Source organism: Nioella aestuarii, from assembly GCF_050896395.1.
Classification (GTDB): Bacteria; Pseudomonadota; Alphaproteobacteria; order Rhodobacterales; family Rhodobacteraceae; genus Nioella; species Nioella aestuarii.
Genome location: NZ_JBPBBA010000019.1, coordinates 55,947 through 71,283, shown reverse-complemented (window position 1 = coordinate 71,283; position 15,337 = coordinate 55,947). Strand labels below are relative to the sequence as shown.

Here is a 15,337-nt window from a genome sequence, read left to right as displayed (position 1 = left end):
TATTTCCTCTGGCTTGTGTCGCTTGTTCGCCATTCTCTGTCCTCCGTTTCCTAAACATAACGGTGGACCAATTCAGAAGGGGAGGCTCACAGTCTCGCCCACGATGAAGGTGCCATCATCGCTGCTTTCTGTAATAGTGGCCACGTTCTTGTTCGGTGTGGCTGTCGTCCCATCGGTGTTGTCGTATCGCTGGTAGGTGGCTACAGTGTAGGTCGCCATAAATGGCCTCCGATCTAAAATATCACGCTCAAGAGAAGTTCGGAGCTCACGCTAAGTTCCCGATGCGCAAAAAACTTGCGCCACCCAATAACCACTGATCTCGGCTTCACTGCTCTTTCGGCGGAAATACTAAGAAATTAACGAAGATTAAAGACTTTTTGTCGCTGCGTAGGAGCAGCCAGCCGATTTTTGCTGGCCGTCGCAGAACGGGCACGGTTTTTTGGCATCCTGCCCTCAGTTTGAACATCCCTCGGCATGAAAACTCCTTAACGAGGCTGGAAGTTTCGATGCCTGGCCCATGATTGGGAGAGTGAGGGACCGCTGCGTTATCGTGCTTGAGAAGACCGTCGGTCCAAGGGGGCTGCACCGCTTCTCAGCTGCCTGATCACCACAGGTGGAACCTGCCGCGCCGACATCGCACGCGGATAGGGGAGCTCTTCCATCTCGGGCACGTCGCCATAAAGCGCTTCGAACTCCGCGTAGTTGTCGAAGACCCGGCGGGAGACATTGTCGATGAAGGTCTCAGCCGGGGCGCCATTCGCGAGGATGATCTCGTGTTCCTCGGTCTCGATGTGGTAGACCGTATAGGTCTCGCCCATTTCCGCCAGCGGAACGCGGGTGATCGTCGTCCCGTTCACCAGCGCCCCTGCGTGGCAGATCACGCCGTCCACCAGCATCCCATGATCAGCCGTCACCGTCAGGTCAGCATACGGCAGACCATCGCCAAGCGAACCAGCAGCGAAACGCACCGGCATCAGCCGTTCGGCGGGGCCGAAGCGGGTGGAGACGGTCTGACGACCGATCCACTTCACCGGCTCCGTCCGCCCCTCGGCAGTCACCACCGGCTCGCCGATGCGCAGGTCTTCCACCGCGATCTCTCCGCTTGGGGTGCTGATCAGGGTTCCGGCCAGAAAACAGAAGACCGTCAGCGGAGTGACCGTGTAGGCGCCGCCCGGAAAGTTGCCGGGACCAATCTCGGTGTCGTGGGGGACATAGTATTCCCCGGATCCCGAAACCACGAACAGGGGGTACATCGTGCTGGACCCAATGGGGGTGATGCCGTAGCCCGAATACTGAGGTTGAGTGGAAGCATTGATATAGAGATAATCGCCGGTGTTGATGGACCCGCTGTCATCCAGATCCCATTGAGTAACCCCGAAGACGTTTGCTGGCGAAGAGCCAATTGTCAGAGTGTTTCCGGAAATACTGCCGGTAAAGCGGACTGCGCCGATAAATGTCGTAGATGTGGGCAAGAGTGGCTCCTTCATTCCGGTAAACACACGGGTCTGAACGTGGGATCATCCGCTCGGCGTGTTCGATGAACCTTACCAAGGCGTCATGTTGTGGCAACCCGCGATTGACCCGGTCCCGCGACACGCGGGCAATGGACATGGGGTGCCGCCGCTGCTAGCAGGGCGCCAAGTTTGAAGGAGCGGGCCATGACGGACGAAAAACAGGGACTGACCTACGCGCAAGCGGGTGTCGATATCGACGCAGGCAACGAGCTGGTGGAGCGGATCAAGCCCGCCGCCAAGGCCACTTCGCGGCCCGGCGTGATGTCCGGGCTGGGGGGCTTCGGGGCCTTGTTTGACCTGAAGGCCGCCGGCTATGACGATCCGGTTCTGGTGGCTGCCACCGACGGGGTTGGCACCAAGCTCAAGATCGCGATCGACACGGGCGTCTTCGACACGATTGGGATCGACCTGGTCGCCATGTGCGTCAACGATCTGGTCTGCCAGGGGGCAGAGCCGCTTTTCTTCCTCGACTATTTCGCCACCGGCAAGCTGGACGTCGCTGACGCCGCCACGATCATCGAAGGTATTGCGGAAGGCTGTAAGCGGTCCGGCTGTGCGCTGATCGGCGGCGAAACCGCAGAAATGCCGGGCATGTATGCACCGGGCGACTTCGACCTTGCAGGCTTTGCCGTGGGCGCGATGGAACGCGGCGCCTCTCTGCCAGAGGGCGTAAGTGAAGGTGATGTTCTGCTCGGACTGGGATCGGACGGGGTGCATTCCAACGGCTATTCGCTGGTGCGTCGGATCGTGGAACGCTCGGGCCTTGCCTGGGACGCGGTGTCGCCTTTTGGCGGCGACACACTGGGCCGCGAATTGCTGGCCCCAACGCGGCTTTATGTGCGCCAGGCTTTGGCGGCAGTGCGGGCAGGGGGCGTACATGCGCTGGCCCATATCACCGGGGGCGGTCTGACAGAGAACCTGCCGAGGGTATTGCCTGAGGGTATGGGGGCCGAGATCGACCTGAACTCGTGGTCGCTGCCGCCGGTCTTCGCCTGGCTGATGGCCGAGGGCGGGCTGGACGAGAAAGAAATGCTCAAGACCTTCAACTCCGGCATCGGCATGGTGGTTGTTGTGGCGGCGGATCGTGCCGAGGAGATTGCCGCGCTATTAGGCGCCGAGGGTGAAACCGTCGCGCGGCTTGGAACCGTGACGGCGGGGGCGGGCATCCGTTACAGCGGGACGCTGAAGTGACGAAGCGGGTTGCGATCTTCATCTCTGGCGGCGGATCGAACATGGTCTCGCTGGCGGAGAGCATGACGGGCGATCACCCCGCGCGACCCTGTCTTGTGATCACCAATGTGCCGGGCGCAGGCGGGCTGGAAAAGGCCCGCTCCATGGGCATCCCCACGGCGGTGGTGGACCATCGCCCCTTCAAGGGCGACCGGGTGGCGTTCGAAGAGGAACTGGCGCGGGTGGTGGATGCGGCCGAGCCCGACATTCTGTGCCTTGCGGGTTTTATGCGGGTGCTGACCGAGGGCTTTGTCGGTCGCTACACGGGCCGGATGCTGAATATTCACCCTTCGCTTCTTCCAAAATATCGGGGCCTGCACACCCATGCCCGTGCCCTGGAAGCAGGCGATGCGGAGCATGGCTGCACCGTGCATGAGGTGACGCCCGTGCTGGATGACGGCCCGATCCTGGGGCAGGCGCGTGTGCCGGTGCTGGAGGGCGATACGCCAGAGCTGCTTGCCGCGCGGGTACTGGTGCAGGAGCATCGGCTCTATCCGGCTGTCCTGCGGCGTTTTGCAGAGGGCGACCGGACACCGGTACTGCTGTCCTGAGCGGTTTCGCCGCCTGACGGCGTCGATCCGGGAGCGCCGCTCGTCAAGCTCCTTCGGAGCCCTCCTCGCGCCGCATTGCCATGGACGGCGGTCCCCGAGGCGCACTTGGACTTGCGTTGGGGCGGCGGTCAGGTCCGATGCCTTCGGCGAGAGTATTTGGGCCAAGAAGAATGGGAGGCTTGCGGTCTTTTCATTCCCGGCGGGCTGGCCTATCACGGATGAACCGGCGAATGTCCCGCCACATGCTAGAACAAGAAGGATGGCATCCGTTTGCCCCAGACCCTGACCACGACAGAGTCACTGGCCGCCTTTTGTGCCCGTGCTGCCCAAGCTTCCTACGTCACCGTCGATACCGAGTTCCTGAGGGAACGGACCTATTTTGCACAGCTTTGCCTTGTGCAGCTTGCCCTGCCTGGAACGGATGAGGCCGATGCGGTGCTGGTTGATCCGCTGGCAGAGGGCATGTCGCTTGAGCCGTTGTATGAGCTGTTCCGGAATCCGGCTGTGGTGAAGGTCTTTCACGCTGCGCGGCAGGATCTGGAGATTTTCCACGTCGATGGCGATGTGATGCCGGAGCCTCTCTTTGATACGCAAGTGGCGGCCATGGTCTGCGGCTTTGGCGAGCAGGTCGGGTATGAGACGCTGGTGCGCAAGATCGCCAAGGCGAGCCTCGACAAGTCAAGCCGGTTCACGGACTGGTCGCGCCGGCCGCTGTCGGAGGCACAAAAGACCTATGCCCTCGCGGATGTGACGCATCTGCGCCAGATCTACGAACATCTTTCGGGCGAATTGAAGCGCACCGGTCGTACCGCGTGGATGGAAGAGGAGCTTAAGGTTCTGACCAACCATGATGCCTATGTCGTTACGCCCGAGCACGCCTGGAAACGGGTCAAGACAAGGACCAACTCGGGCAAGTTCCTTGCCGTTTTGAAAGAACTGGCAGAATTTCGCGAGACAACCGCGCAGTCCCGCAATGTGCCGCGCAACCGGATCATGAAGGACGATGTTCTGCTGGAGCTGGCCTCGACCAAGCCGCGCTCTGTTCAGGATCTTGGCAAGTCGCGCCTGTTGCAGCGGGAAGGCCGCAAGGGGGACATCGCTGACGGAATTCTGGATGCGGTCAAACGTGGCATGGAAATGCCCGCCGCGGACCACCCAAAGGCCGCCCGTGCGCCGGATCGGTCGGCACTGAACCCGGCGTTGTCCGATCTTCTGAGGGTGTTGTTGAAGGCCAAGGCAGAGGATGCCGGCGTGGCACAAAAGCTGATCGCTTCAAGCTCGGATCTGGATGACATCGCCTGCGGCGGGCGCGACGGGCTTTGGGCGCATGGTTGGCGGTTTGAGGTCTTTGGCAAGGATGCGCTGCGGTTGTGTAACGGAGAGATTGCCCTGTCGGCCAAAGGCCAAAAGGTGAAAATCGTTTCGCTTCAGTAAAACCTGAGAATGCGCCCGCCAGGGCGTGGCCAGCTGCCCTGTTACACGAAGGAGGCATGGGCCCGAGACCTGCCGTGTTTGCCGGGGCGGCAGGAATGGTTGGCATGGGAAGACTGTTGCCGTGTGCAAGGGGCTGCCAATCGCGCAGGCAATGCCAAGACGGGCGCGCTGGTGTGTGACTTAGCGCCGGCTGACGCTGCGGCGGTTTTGTTGCGCGACCACCACGATCTGACGAATGCCCGCCAGGTCCTGCGTGCTCAGCGAGGTGCCAGCGAGGATTTCGCGTGATCTCTGGGTGCCTGTGCGGGTGTTGGGATCGGCAGGGCGATAGACGCGGAATTCGAAGACGATCTCGCCGCCGTCGCGGCCCACTTCAACAAGGTCGGCTTCCCAGTATCCCTGGCGCGGGGGCAGACCCATGGCACGAATGATGGCGCCGCCGGGCAGTGGATCGACACTGAGGCTGATCACTTCGCTGACAAGTTGCCGGTCATCGACCGGGGCGGCAATGACGGTATCGCTGACCTGAACCCGTTCTTCGCGATCACGGCCGAACCAGTTCATCGGATTGAGACGCGACGCACAGCCGGTTAAGCCAAGCACCACCACCAAAAGCGTCATCAAAATGCGAGGGGTCATCGACTGTCTCCGCCTGTCATCTGCTCTTGCCTAGCGCATTGAGGACAGGTTGAAAAGCACCTCTGGACCTTTGGGGCGCATCGCCCTAGGTCTGTGGCGGGTATCTGACGGAGAGACGCATGGCCACCGACGCATTCGAAGAGATTGCCGACACGTTCGAGTTTCTTGACGACTGGGAAGAGCGCTATCGCCACGTGATCGAGATTGGCAAGGCAATGGAACCGCTGGAAGATGCGTTCCGGGTGCCTGCGACGAAGGTCGATGGATGTGCCAGCCAGGTTTGGATTCTGCCCGAGATTGACGGCAAAGGACCGGATGCGGTGTTCCGGTTCCGGGGCGACAGCGATGCGATGATCGTGCGTGGGTTGATCGCCGTGCTTCATGCGCTCTATGCCGGGTTGAGCGCGGAAGAGGTTTTGAAAGTTGATGCAGGCGCTGAACTGGCGCGACTGGGGCTGAACGATCACCTGTCGTCGCAGCGGTCGAACGGCCTGCGCGCGATGGTAGAGCGGATCCGGCTTCTGGCCTCTCAGACTGCCGCTGCTGGCTAGGCGCAACCAAGGCGCTTGCAAGCGCCTTTAAACCGCTTCAAGCGGTTTCCCCCGCGCCCGGTCTCAGCGTTTTGCTACGGTCGAAAGTTCGGCGGCAAGGTCGCCATAACCGGTCACCCGGTGCTCGAATTCCAGCTGGAGAAACGCCGCACAGGCCTTTGCCTTGTCGACCAGTTCGGGGCTGTCCGTCTGGGCCTGATAAATCAGCTTCGTATAATTGCCGAAATACATGTCGCGCAGGTCCGGGTGCCTGTCGAGACCGAGGGGCCTGGTCACGAAGGCATCGAACTGACGGACGAGGAAATCCGTGACGTAAAACGCGGTGATCTCATCCTCGGCACGATTGGCAAAAGCGTCATTGCCTTCAAAGAAGGAATAGCAATGCGGGCCCTGCAACATCTCGACACCCAGGGCTTTGCAGCGGGCCTGTAGCAGGCCGCCGGTGCCGCAATCAGCATAGACCACGAATACCTCGTTATAGTGGTCCCGGTGCTTGGTTACGGCAGCCTCAACCGCGTCGGGGATACGCTCGGGGCTGTTATGCAGGATGGCGGGCAGGCATTGCAGGTCCAGATGATCCCAAGCGTTTATCCGCTTTAGCGCCAGGATCTCATGGGCCAGCGCCCCGCAGGCCAGAAGCAGGATCTTGCCATTGCCAGCCGCCGCCAACCCGGCGCGGGTCAGGGCCGCATCTTCCAGCGGGGTGCCGGGGGCAAGCGGTTCGGCCGGGTCTTGGCGGTCTCGTCTGGGGCGGCGCATTTGTCAGTCCTTTGCAGGCCGGATGGCAAGGCGGCAGGGTGTGCTGCCAAGTATAACCCTCATCCGTTCGGTGCCTAGAGGCGGGCGCGACGCGCAGGGGGCGGGGCGCGACGCGGGCGGATCTGCATCATCGCCAGCCCGGCAAGGATAACTGCGGTCCCCAGCCAATCCATCGCTGCGGGCCGTTCCCCAAGGATCACACCGGAAACGCCAAGCCCAACAACCGGGATCAGCAGCGCATAGGGCGTGACGGTCGACGCCGGATGCCGTGTCAGCAGCGCCCCCCATAGCGAATAGCCCAGAACGGTAGAGGCCAGCGCCACATACAGCACCGCCAGCCAGCCCTGAACACTCATCGCCGCCAGCGTGGCAAACGGGGCAGGGCCCTCTACACTCACGGACAGGACCAGCATCGGCAGGGGCGGCACCAGGCTGGCCCAGACAAACAGCGCCAGCGTATTGACCGGCCCCATGCGCCGCAGCACCAGATTGCCAAGCGCCCAACAAAGCGCCCCCATCAGGATCAGTCCCAGCCCCAACAGCGTCACATTCCCGCCCGCTGACAGCGCGAACACGCCCAACCCGGTGACAGCGACCAGAAGTCCCGCCACCTGAATCGGGCGAATGCGTTCTTTGAACACGAGAAAAGACAGCAGGATCGTCAGAGGCACCTGCGTCTGGATAAGAAGCGAGGCCAGTCCTGCCGTCGCATCCGCCGCCAAGGCTGCAAACAGAAAGGCGAACTGCCCCATATTGATCAGCGCGCCCACGGCAATGATCTTCCACCAAGGCACGTTCGGGCGTTTCAGCACCACCAGAAGCGGCAAAAGGATCGCAAATCGGAGACCGACGAACAGGAAGGGCGGCAGCTCCTCCAATGCCAGTTTCATCGCGGTGAAATTGCTCCCCCAGGCCAGCACCACCAGCCCGATGAAGACCATGTCACGCAGGGGCATCGGGGCGTAACTCTTGCCGACCATCGGGCGTGAGCAGAAAGACCTGGCGCCCCTCGATCACCACGGCGGACAATGGCCCCCCATAGGCCGCGCCGGTGTCTATGGCCAGCCGGTTGCCATGGTGTTCCACGCGTTCGACCGGTGTATGGCCATGAACGACCAACGGCCCGTGATCGCGGGGATCATCGAGGAACTCATGGCGGATCCAGTAGAGATCGCTTGGGTCCTGCTGCGCAATCGCGATGCCGGGGCGAATGCCCGCATGTACCAGCAAACAGTCGCCATGCATCACTGAGAGAGGAAGCGAGTTGAGGAATTCCCGGTGCGCCTTCTGGACCGCGCGCAGCGCCTCGGCGTGCAGCTGCTCAACAGGCTGGTCAGGGTCCACCCCATAGCTTGCCAGCGTGTCCAGTCCGCCAAGCCGGGGATGCAACCAGGTCAGATCCGCCCGAAGACGCGGGTCGATTTGTGGCGGAGTTTCAAGGAACCGCGCGAACATATTGTCATGGTTGCCCTTCAGAACCGTCACACGGGCATCCCGCTCGGTCAGGTCCATCAGTGCCTGAACCACGCTGCGGCTGTCCGGCCCCCGGTCCACAAGATCACCGATCTGCACCACGGGCGCGGTGTGATCGCCTGCCTGGGCGCGGTCGGCCTCGATCCGGTCCAGTGCGTGACGCAGCAGGTCCGGGTGGCCGTGAACATCTCCGATCGCGTAGAGTCGCATAGGAATGAGATGCACTGACTTCACCGCCCGATGCAAGCCATTGAAAAGGCCCCGAAGGCAAAGGCGCTTCGGGGCCGTGTCCTAAAACCCGTAAGCCAAAGATCAGGCTGCTTTCACGAGGCCCAGCTTCACCCGGATCACCCCCGGAACCTGCCGCGCGGACATCGCGCGGGGGTATGGCAGTTCTTCCATCTCCGGCACATCACCATAGAGCTCTTCGAACTCTGCGTAATTGTCGAACACCCGGCGCGAGACGTTGTCGATAAAGGTCTCGGCGGGCGCGCCATTGGCGAGGATGATCTCATGGGCCTCGGTCTCAATGTGGTAGACCGTATAGGTCTCACCCATTTCCGCCAGAGGCACGCGGGTGATCGTGGTGCCGTTCACCAAGGCCCCTGCGTGGCAAATCACACCATCCACCAACATGCCATGATCGGCAGTGACGGTCAGGTCAGCGGTCGGCAGGCCATCCCCAAGCGAACCAGCAGCAAAGCGCACGGGCATCAGGCGGTTGGCGAGGCCGAAAAGGGGCGATACGGTCTGGCGGCCGATCCACTTGACCCGAACGCTTCTTCCGTCTTCGGTCAGGATCGGGTCTCCCATGCGTAGATCCTCGACCGCCGTTTCTCCTTCCCGCGTCGCAATCAGGGACCCGGCTGCAAAGCAGAATTGGTAGACTGTGCCAGTACTGATCCAGTTCAGGTTGATATCCAAACCAAAGGGATAGTCTATCGTCGGAAGTCCGGTCTCGGGGATAAACACAAAAAGATTACCATCCTCGAAGACCGGATAAATCTGCCCCCCCAAATCGAGCGTCCCGACATAGGTCGGGTTGACGAAACCGATATGTGGCGGGATCGGGCCGGCGATATCCGAGCCTTCGAACTGATCATCAGCATCCGCGTCAGAGAGCGTTCCGGGAGATTCCGATCGGTCGATATAGGTTCCCGATGGGGTGTACCAGGCTATCGCGGCATAGGTGAAGTCTGTCATTAATCTCTACGGCTGTTCCAAAGCTGTCCAGTATGTGGGCCTTGCCCCGGTTTTATGCGAGGGGTTCTGACTGACCATTTGCCATTGTGCCCTCTAGGTCAAATGGGCAGACCCGAATATTCGCAAAGAGGGCGGCGATTGCATCAGTGGCGATCGTGCCCCCGATGAGCTGCGGGAAGCGTGCGACGGCAGGCCTTGCCCCTGTCGGCCCTGGAAAGGTTCAGGCAGCGATTTCAGCCGAAAGCTTGGTCTGAATGCGTGTTGGCACCTGCCGTGCACTCATCGCACGGGGATAGGGCAGTTCCTCCATCTCGGGCACATCACCATAGAGCTCTTCGAACTCTGCGTAATTGTCGAAGGCCCGGCGGCTGACATTGTCGATGAACGTCTCGGCGGGGGCGCCGTTGGCTAGGATGATCTCGTGGGCCTCGGTCTCGATGTGGTAGACCGTGTAGCTCTCGCCCATTTCCGCCAGCGGAACGCGGGTGATCGTGGTGCCATTCACCAGCGCCCCCGCGTGGCAGATGACGCCCTCGATCAGCATCGCGTGATCTGCCGTCACCGTCAGATCCGTATGCGGCAGGCCCTCGCCCAAGGCGCCAGCAGCGATGCGGACCGGGGCGAGACGTTCCGGCAATCTCATGTTGACGGCGAAGGGCGCGACGTGCTGACGGCCAATCCATTTCGCGGGGACCACGGTGCCGGAGGCGGTCAGGATGCTGTCGCCGATCTTCAAGGTTTCGACCGCGACCTCGCCCTTAGGTGTCGCGATCAGGCTGCCCGCAAGGAAGCAGATGGGGTTGCCGGTCGGGGTGAAGTTCTCGGCCTGAAAGCTTGAGGTCGTGCCGGTGCTTGGAAAGACCGCGCCGAGATCATAGTCGGCAGCGTTGTAGGGGATGTAATAGTCACCGACAAAAGCTGTGTCCTCATAGATCGCGTAGGTATCGCCATTCGGAGCTGTAAAGTAAAACCCTGAAAACAAAATATAATTCGCGAAAAGAGAATCGGCAGAGTCAACATTTCCATCATTCGCGACATCAGTAACGGTAAGCGATATGTTGTGGTTGGCAGCGCTACCCCAAAACAGTATCCCACCGGATTCTAATCCTGTTAAGTAAACGTAGTCATTGAAGCTTGTACTAGGCACTAATCGCCCCCCTCAGCGCGCGTGGGCAGCCTTGTTTGATCTGCCGCCTCATGAACTTGTGTCTCCGGGAAGAGAATGAATTCGCCAATCAATGGCAGCCGAATCTGTCAACGTTTCCCTAGCTTCAAAGGGTAGTCATCACTTAAAGTGAGCGCAACAGGGAAGCTTTTCGATCACGACGTGAACGAGATGCCCGCCCACAATCGCGCGACCAAAACCACTCTTCCGACCAAGGAGCGAGTTGGACAATCCTTTTGGTTCAGTTGCCCCATTTCTGAGTGCGACACTGGAAAGCGGGATGCCGCCACCGGGAAAGCAGCGGCGGCACACTGACGCAGGCTATGCGGCGCTTGCCGCCCCCCCCCTGCAACCTCGCCTTGATCGCCATCGGCACCTGCCGCGCGCTCATCGCGCGCGGAAACGGCAGTTCCCGCATCTCGGGCACGTCGCCGTAGAGCGCCTCAAACTCAGCGTAGTTGTCGAAGGCACGGCGGCTCACGTTGTCGATGAAGGTCTCGGCGGGGGCGCCGTTGGCGAGGATGACCTCATGGGCCTCGGTTTCAACGTGGTAGACGGTGTAGGTCTCACCTATCTCGGCCAGCGGCACCCGCGTGATCGTGGTGCCGTTCACCAGAGCGCCCGCATGGCAGATGACTCCCTCCACCAGCATGCCGTGATCGGCGGTCACCGTTAGGTCGGTGTGGGGCAAACCCTCTCCTAGAGACCCGGCAGCAAAGCGCACCGGCATCAGGCGCTCGGCGGGGCCGAAGCGGGTGGAGACGGTCTGGCGACCGATCCATTTTACCGATACGCAGCCGCCCTCTGCCGTTGAAATCTCGCAACCGATGGCAAGATCTTCGACAGCAATGCTACCAGTTGGTGTTGCGATTCGGCTTCCCGTCAGGAAGCAGGTGGGAAAACTCGAAGAGTCAAATCCGGGCAGCACATCCGAACTGGGGTAGGTGGCTTGAGAAAGCTGAATCCCAATCACATAAACATCGTCGTTTCCGAGGCGGGCATACGGATACTTAACTCCGCCGATTTCTATCGTGCCAAAGAACGATCCGTTTGTCCCGCTTGATCCCGAGGCAAAGTTATAGTTGAGGCTTTCCAGATTGGTGAACTCGGAATCTGTGGGGTCGCCATCGCTTAGGGTCAGGTCGCCCGTCAAACTTCCGGACGATCGAAAGCCCTGAAAACGCGCGCTGTAGATTGTGAAGTCGGTGCCCGCCGAAAAGACATAGTCGGCCATGTGTTTTGCCCCTCTGATGTCACGACAAAAGAGGTTTTCTCCGGTCAATCTTTCCTGTGCGTTCACAATTCCTAAAGAAGACAGTCACCTTTTGTCAAACCTTGCGCTGCCAGAGGGCTTGCCTTGATGCAGGACGCGGCCCGCGCCAGCCGGTTTCGTCTCGGCAAGGTCGGCCGACAAGATGCGCAGGGGGCGGTCGGAAATTGACAGACCCCGTCTCATTTCTGAAGACGAGGTCTGGTTTCGTGTTGGTGCCTGGCGCGAAGATACGCTGAAATCTCAGCCCGCCGCCGCCTGATTGTGCTTGCGCGCCATGAATTCCTTGGCGGTTTCCACGGCCACGGCGGCGTCGCGGCAATAGGCGTCAGCGCCGATCGCTTTGCCAAATTCCTCGTTCAGGGGCGCGCCGCCGACCAGCACGATGTAGTCGTCGCGCACGCCGGTCTCGACCATCGTGTCGATGACGACCTTCATATAGGGCATCGTGGTGGTCAGCAGGGCCGACATGCCGAGGATGTCGGGCTGTTCGGATTCCAGCGCCTCGAGATAGCTTTCCACGGCGTTGTTGATACCCAGATCGACCACTTCGAAGCCCGCGCCTTCCATCATCATGCCGACGAGGTTCTTGCCGATGTCGTGGATGTCGCCCTTGACGGTACCGATGACCATCTTGCCGACGCGCGGCGCGCCGGTTTCAGCCAAGAGCGGCTTGAGGATGGCCATGCCGCCCTTCATTGCGTTGGCGGCCAGCAGCACTTCGGGAACAAAGAGAATGCCGTCCCGGAAGTCCTTGCCGACGATGGTCATTCCGCCGACCAGCGCTTCGGTCAGAACGCGGTAGGGCTCCCAATTGCGTTCCAGCAGGATGTTGACGCCTTCTTCGATCTCCTCCTTGAGACCGTCATAAAGGTCATCGAACATCTGCTGCACAAGCTCTTCATCGTCGAGCTCGGAGAGGATGATTTCGTCTTCATCGGACATATTTGGTGGCTCCCTGACCGGACCGGGGGTTTCGAGGACTGCTCCGACTTTTGGCCGCAGCACGCAAATCTGACGCGCTGAATTGCGACACGCGTCGCGTCGTGACCGACCTTGATGCAAGTCGGGGTTGTGAATGTTCTTCTTATGTTCCAGATTGAAGCATGGAGTTCGATCAGATCATCGACAAGGCCCGTCGCAGGGGCAGAGGCGCAGGGTTTAACCCCGCCAACCGCTTTGACCGTCTGGAAACACGCGCCGAGCCCGATGGCTGGGACATCGAAGAAGATCTGCCGCCGCTGCGCACCGAAGTCACGGTCGAACGACCTCGGTCGGTGATCACGCGGAATGCCTCGCCCGATTTGGGTTTTGATCGCTCGATCAACCCTTACCGGGGGTGTGAACATGGCTGTATCTATTGTTTTGCCCGGCCATCGCACGCCTATCTGGACCTGTCGCCCGGACTGGATTTCGAGACACGACTGATCGCGCGCCCCGACGCGCCTGCCGTTTTGATGCGAGACCTGCGGCGCCGCGGATATGACGTTCAGCCGATTGCCATCGGCACCAACACCGATCCCTATCAGCCGATTGAGAAGGATCGCCAGATTATGCGCGGTCTGTTGCAGGTTCTGTGCGATTTTCGCCATCCGGTCGGGATCGTGACCAAGGGCACGCTGATCGAGCGCGATATCGACCTTATCGCGGAGCTGGCGGGGCAGGGGCTGGCCAAAGTGGGGGTGTCCGTCACCACGCTGGATGCGGGTCTGGCGCGGGCTATGGAGCCGCGCGTGCCAACGCCTGCAAGGCGGCTGAAGACCATCGAGCGGCTGGCGGCGGCGGGTATCCCCGTGCGCCTGATGGTATCGCCCATTGTGCCGGGGCTGACAGACCATGAGATTGAGCAGATCGTGACAGCCGGGGCCGATGCGGGTGCGACCGGGGCCAGCATGATTACCCTGCGCCTGCCGCTGGAGGTTGCGCCGCTGTTCAAGGCCTGGCTGGAGGAACATGTGCCGCTGCGCGCCGCACGGGTCATGGCAAGGGTGCGGGACATGCATGGAGGTGCAGACTATAGCGCGAATTGGGGGCAACGGCTGACCGGAACTGGCATCTACGCGGATTTGCTGCAAAAACGCTTTGCCCGCGCAGTTAGGGCGGCGGGCCTGAGCCGGTCGATGTCCGCGCTCAGAACAGACCTGTTCCGGGTGCCGCCGCGCCCCGGCGATCAATTGAGCCTCTTTTGACATCACTTTGATCCGTCCGCGCCGCCGGTCTTGACCCGCCGATGTGCAAGCCATGCAAAGAAAAGCAATATCAGAACGATAGAGGCCGGAATGAGGACAAGCAGCAACAGGTCTTCGCCGGTCATGCGCCACGGCATTGTGATCCGGCAAGAGCTGCCTGACCTGAACGCACATGCGAGTGAGTTGATGTAGACATAGCCGCCGATCCAGACGAGCCCCGCCAGGGCAGCAAGCCCTAGGAAAATCGCCCGGATCGCGCGCGCCATCGTCTTGGTCAGCCGCGTGCGCGGCGGCGGGGGCGGCGGGCCGCGGGGGCGTCATCGCCGGTGCCGTCGCTATCGGATGAGAAACCGCCAATCTCGGCTGCGATCTGGTCTAGCGTCGGGGCAGGTCCACGCGGGGTGCTTTCCAGTGCAGCCTTCATCGCGCGAAGATGTTCCGTCTGGGTGCCACAGCAGCCGCCAATGATCTTTGCACCGGCATCGCGGGCCAGCAGGGCGTATTTCGCCATCAGCTCTGGTGTGCCGTCATAGTGAATGTGACCGTCCACATATTTCGGAATGCCGGCATTGCCTTTGGCAATGAAGGGAATGTCACTGCCCGAGGCGCGGAATCCAAGAACCGTGCGCAGAAGGTCGGACGCGCCGACCCCGCAATTGGCGCCAAAGGCCAGCGGGCGCGGATCGAGCTTTTCGGCCATTGCCGCCATATCGGACGAGGTGAAGCCCATCATTGTGCGGCCTGCGGTGTCAAAGCTCATCGTGCCGCACCAGGGCATATCGGCCAGCTTGGCCGCCTCTGCGAAGGCCTTGAATTCCTCGGCGGCGGAAATGGTTTCGACCCAAAGCACATCGACGCCGCCAGCCTTCAGACCTTCGGCCTGTTCATGGAACATCTCGACCGCGCTTTCATGGGTTAGCGCGCCCATGGGCACCATGATTTCCCCGGTCGGCCCGACAGAGCCAGCCACGACCACCGGGCGGCCCGCCTTGTCGGCAACCTCACGGCCGATCTCAGCGGCCAGCTTTGACAGTTCGAACGCCCGGTCCTGTGCGCCGTGCAGCTTCAGACGGGCGCGGGTGCCGCCGAAGGAATTGGTCAGGAAGATATCCGACCCCGCATCGACCGCCCCCTGATAGAGCGCCGCAATGCGATCAGGGTGATCGACATTCCACAGCTCTGGCGCATCGCCCGAGGACAGCCCCATGTTGAAAAGGGTCGTGCCGGTCGCACCATCGGCCATCAGCCAGTCGCGTTCCGCCATCAGCTTGGACAGGAGATTGGTCATGTGAGTCGTCTTTCAGATATCTGCGCAGGGCCTTCTTGGTCCGCGACAGGGAGATGAGGCAAGCGCATAAT

At 61.1% G+C, this 15,337-nt stretch carries 17 protein-coding genes; 5 read left to right on the top strand and 12 right to left on the bottom strand.

From position 1 onward, the window contains the following. Nucleotides 1-72: 72 nt before the first annotated feature. Nucleotides 73-219, bottom strand: coding sequence for a hypothetical protein (locus ACROHD_RS12210; RefSeq protein ID WP_432678170.1), 147 nt, complete (start codon nt 217-219; stop codon nt 73-75). 326 nt (nt 220-545) lie between these two features. Continuing rightward, nucleotides 546-1,472 carry a Hint domain-containing protein gene (locus ACROHD_RS12205; RefSeq protein ID WP_432678169.1) on the bottom strand — a complete coding sequence of 309 codons (927 nt, stop codon included), beginning with the start codon at nt 1,470-1,472 and terminating at the stop codon, nt 546-548. A gap of 186 nt (nt 1,473-1,658) precedes the next feature. Here ACROHD_RS12205 and purM point away from each other — a divergent pair, with 186 nt between their 5' ends. The 3 genes from purM (at nt 1,659) to rnd (ending at nt 4,729) form a co-directional block, all read left to right on the top strand. Next, nucleotides 1,659-2,705 (top strand): phosphoribosylformylglycinamidine cyclo-ligase, encoded by a 1,047-nt coding sequence (gene purM / locus ACROHD_RS12200; RefSeq protein ID WP_432678168.1) that lies wholly within the window; start codon nt 1,659-1,661, stop codon nt 2,703-2,705. Then, on the top strand, nt 2,702-3,295 hold the full coding sequence (gene purN / locus ACROHD_RS12195; RefSeq protein ID WP_432678167.1) for a phosphoribosylglycinamide formyltransferase: 594 nt from the start codon (nt 2,702-2,704) through the stop codon (nt 3,293-3,295). The genes purM and purN overlap by 4 nt, the downstream gene beginning before the upstream one ends. A gap of 270 nt (nt 3,296-3,565) precedes the next feature. Next, the gene (gene rnd, locus ACROHD_RS12190) at nt 3,566-4,729 is read left to right on the top strand and encodes a ribonuclease D (protein WP_432678166.1); all 1,164 of its coding nucleotides are present in this window, start codon (nt 3,566-3,568) and stop codon (nt 4,727-4,729) included. 180 nt (nt 4,730-4,909) lie between these two features. Here rnd and ACROHD_RS12185 read toward each other — a convergent pair whose 3' ends face one another. Next, nucleotides 4,910-5,368 carry a hypothetical protein gene (locus ACROHD_RS12185; protein WP_432678165.1) on the bottom strand — a complete coding sequence of 153 codons (459 nt, stop codon included), beginning with the start codon at nt 5,366-5,368 and terminating at the stop codon, nt 4,910-4,912. A 119-nt stretch (nt 5,369-5,487) separates the two neighbouring features. Here ACROHD_RS12185 and ACROHD_RS12180 point away from each other — a divergent pair, with 119 nt between their 5' ends. Then, entirely contained in the window at nt 5,488-5,919 is a 432-nt protein-coding gene (locus tag ACROHD_RS12180; RefSeq protein ID WP_432678164.1) for a SufE family protein, read from the top strand. Nucleotides 5,920-5,982: 63 nt separating this feature from the next. Here the strand turns inward: ACROHD_RS12180 and ACROHD_RS12175 are convergent, their stop codons facing one another. The 7 genes from ACROHD_RS12175 to ACROHD_RS12145 all read right to left on the bottom strand — a co-directional run bounded on the left by ACROHD_RS12175 (nt 5,983) and on the right by ACROHD_RS12145 (nt 12,734). After that, complete coding sequence (locus tag ACROHD_RS12175) at nt 5,983-6,678, bottom strand: DUF1638 domain-containing protein (protein ID WP_432678163.1); 696 nt, start codon at nt 6,676-6,678, stop codon at nt 5,983-5,985. Between the two features lie 74 nt (nt 6,679-6,752). After that, a complete protein-coding gene (locus tag ACROHD_RS12170) occupies nt 6,753-7,634 on the bottom strand; it encodes an EamA family transporter (RefSeq protein WP_432678162.1) in 882 nt (293 codons plus the stop codon). Beyond that, a complete protein-coding gene (locus tag ACROHD_RS12165) occupies nt 7,621-8,361 on the bottom strand; it encodes a metallophosphoesterase family protein (RefSeq protein ID WP_432678161.1) in 741 nt (246 codons plus the stop codon). The genes ACROHD_RS12170 and ACROHD_RS12165 overlap by 14 nt, the downstream gene beginning before the upstream one ends. A gap of 102 nt (nt 8,362-8,463) precedes the next feature. Further along, nucleotides 8,464-9,354: a Hint domain-containing protein gene (locus ACROHD_RS12160; protein ID WP_432678160.1), complete on the bottom strand. Its 891-nt coding sequence runs from the start codon at nt 9,352-9,354 to the stop codon at nt 8,464-8,466. Between the two features lie 220 nt (nt 9,355-9,574). Next, the gene (locus ACROHD_RS12155) at nt 9,575-10,336 is read right to left on the bottom strand and encodes a Hint domain-containing protein (protein WP_432678159.1); all 762 of its coding nucleotides are present in this window, start codon (nt 10,334-10,336) and stop codon (nt 9,575-9,577) included. Nucleotides 10,337-10,760: 424 nt separating this feature from the next. Then, nucleotides 10,761-11,753 carry a Hint domain-containing protein gene (locus ACROHD_RS12150; protein WP_432678158.1) on the bottom strand — a complete coding sequence of 331 codons (993 nt, stop codon included), beginning with the start codon at nt 11,751-11,753 and terminating at the stop codon, nt 10,761-10,763. Nucleotides 11,754-12,032: 279 nt separating this feature from the next. Next, nucleotides 12,033-12,734: a corrinoid protein gene (locus ACROHD_RS12145; RefSeq protein ID WP_432678157.1), complete on the bottom strand. Its 702-nt coding sequence runs from the start codon at nt 12,732-12,734 to the stop codon at nt 12,033-12,035. 161 nt (nt 12,735-12,895) lie between these two features. Between ACROHD_RS12145 and ACROHD_RS12140 the strand changes: the two genes are divergently transcribed. Next, nucleotides 12,896-13,978 (top strand): PA0069 family radical SAM protein, encoded by a 1,083-nt coding sequence (locus ACROHD_RS12140; protein WP_432678156.1) that lies wholly within the window; start codon nt 12,896-12,898, stop codon nt 13,976-13,978. 2 nt (nt 13,979-13,980) lie between these two features. On the opposite strand, the gene ACROHD_RS12135 is transcribed toward ACROHD_RS12140, so the two are convergent. Together ACROHD_RS12135 and bmt are read right to left on the bottom strand one after the other, a co-directional pair. Next, a complete protein-coding gene (locus ACROHD_RS12135; RefSeq protein WP_432678155.1) occupies nt 13,981-14,244 on the bottom strand; it encodes a methionine synthase in 264 nt (87 codons plus the stop codon). An 8-nt stretch (nt 14,245-14,252) separates the two neighbouring features. Beyond that, on the bottom strand, nt 14,253-15,266 hold the full coding sequence (gene bmt, locus ACROHD_RS12130; protein ID WP_432678154.1) for a betaine--homocysteine S-methyltransferase: 1,014 nt from the start codon (nt 15,264-15,266) through the stop codon (nt 14,253-14,255). Nucleotides 15,267-15,337: the final 71 nt, after the last annotated feature.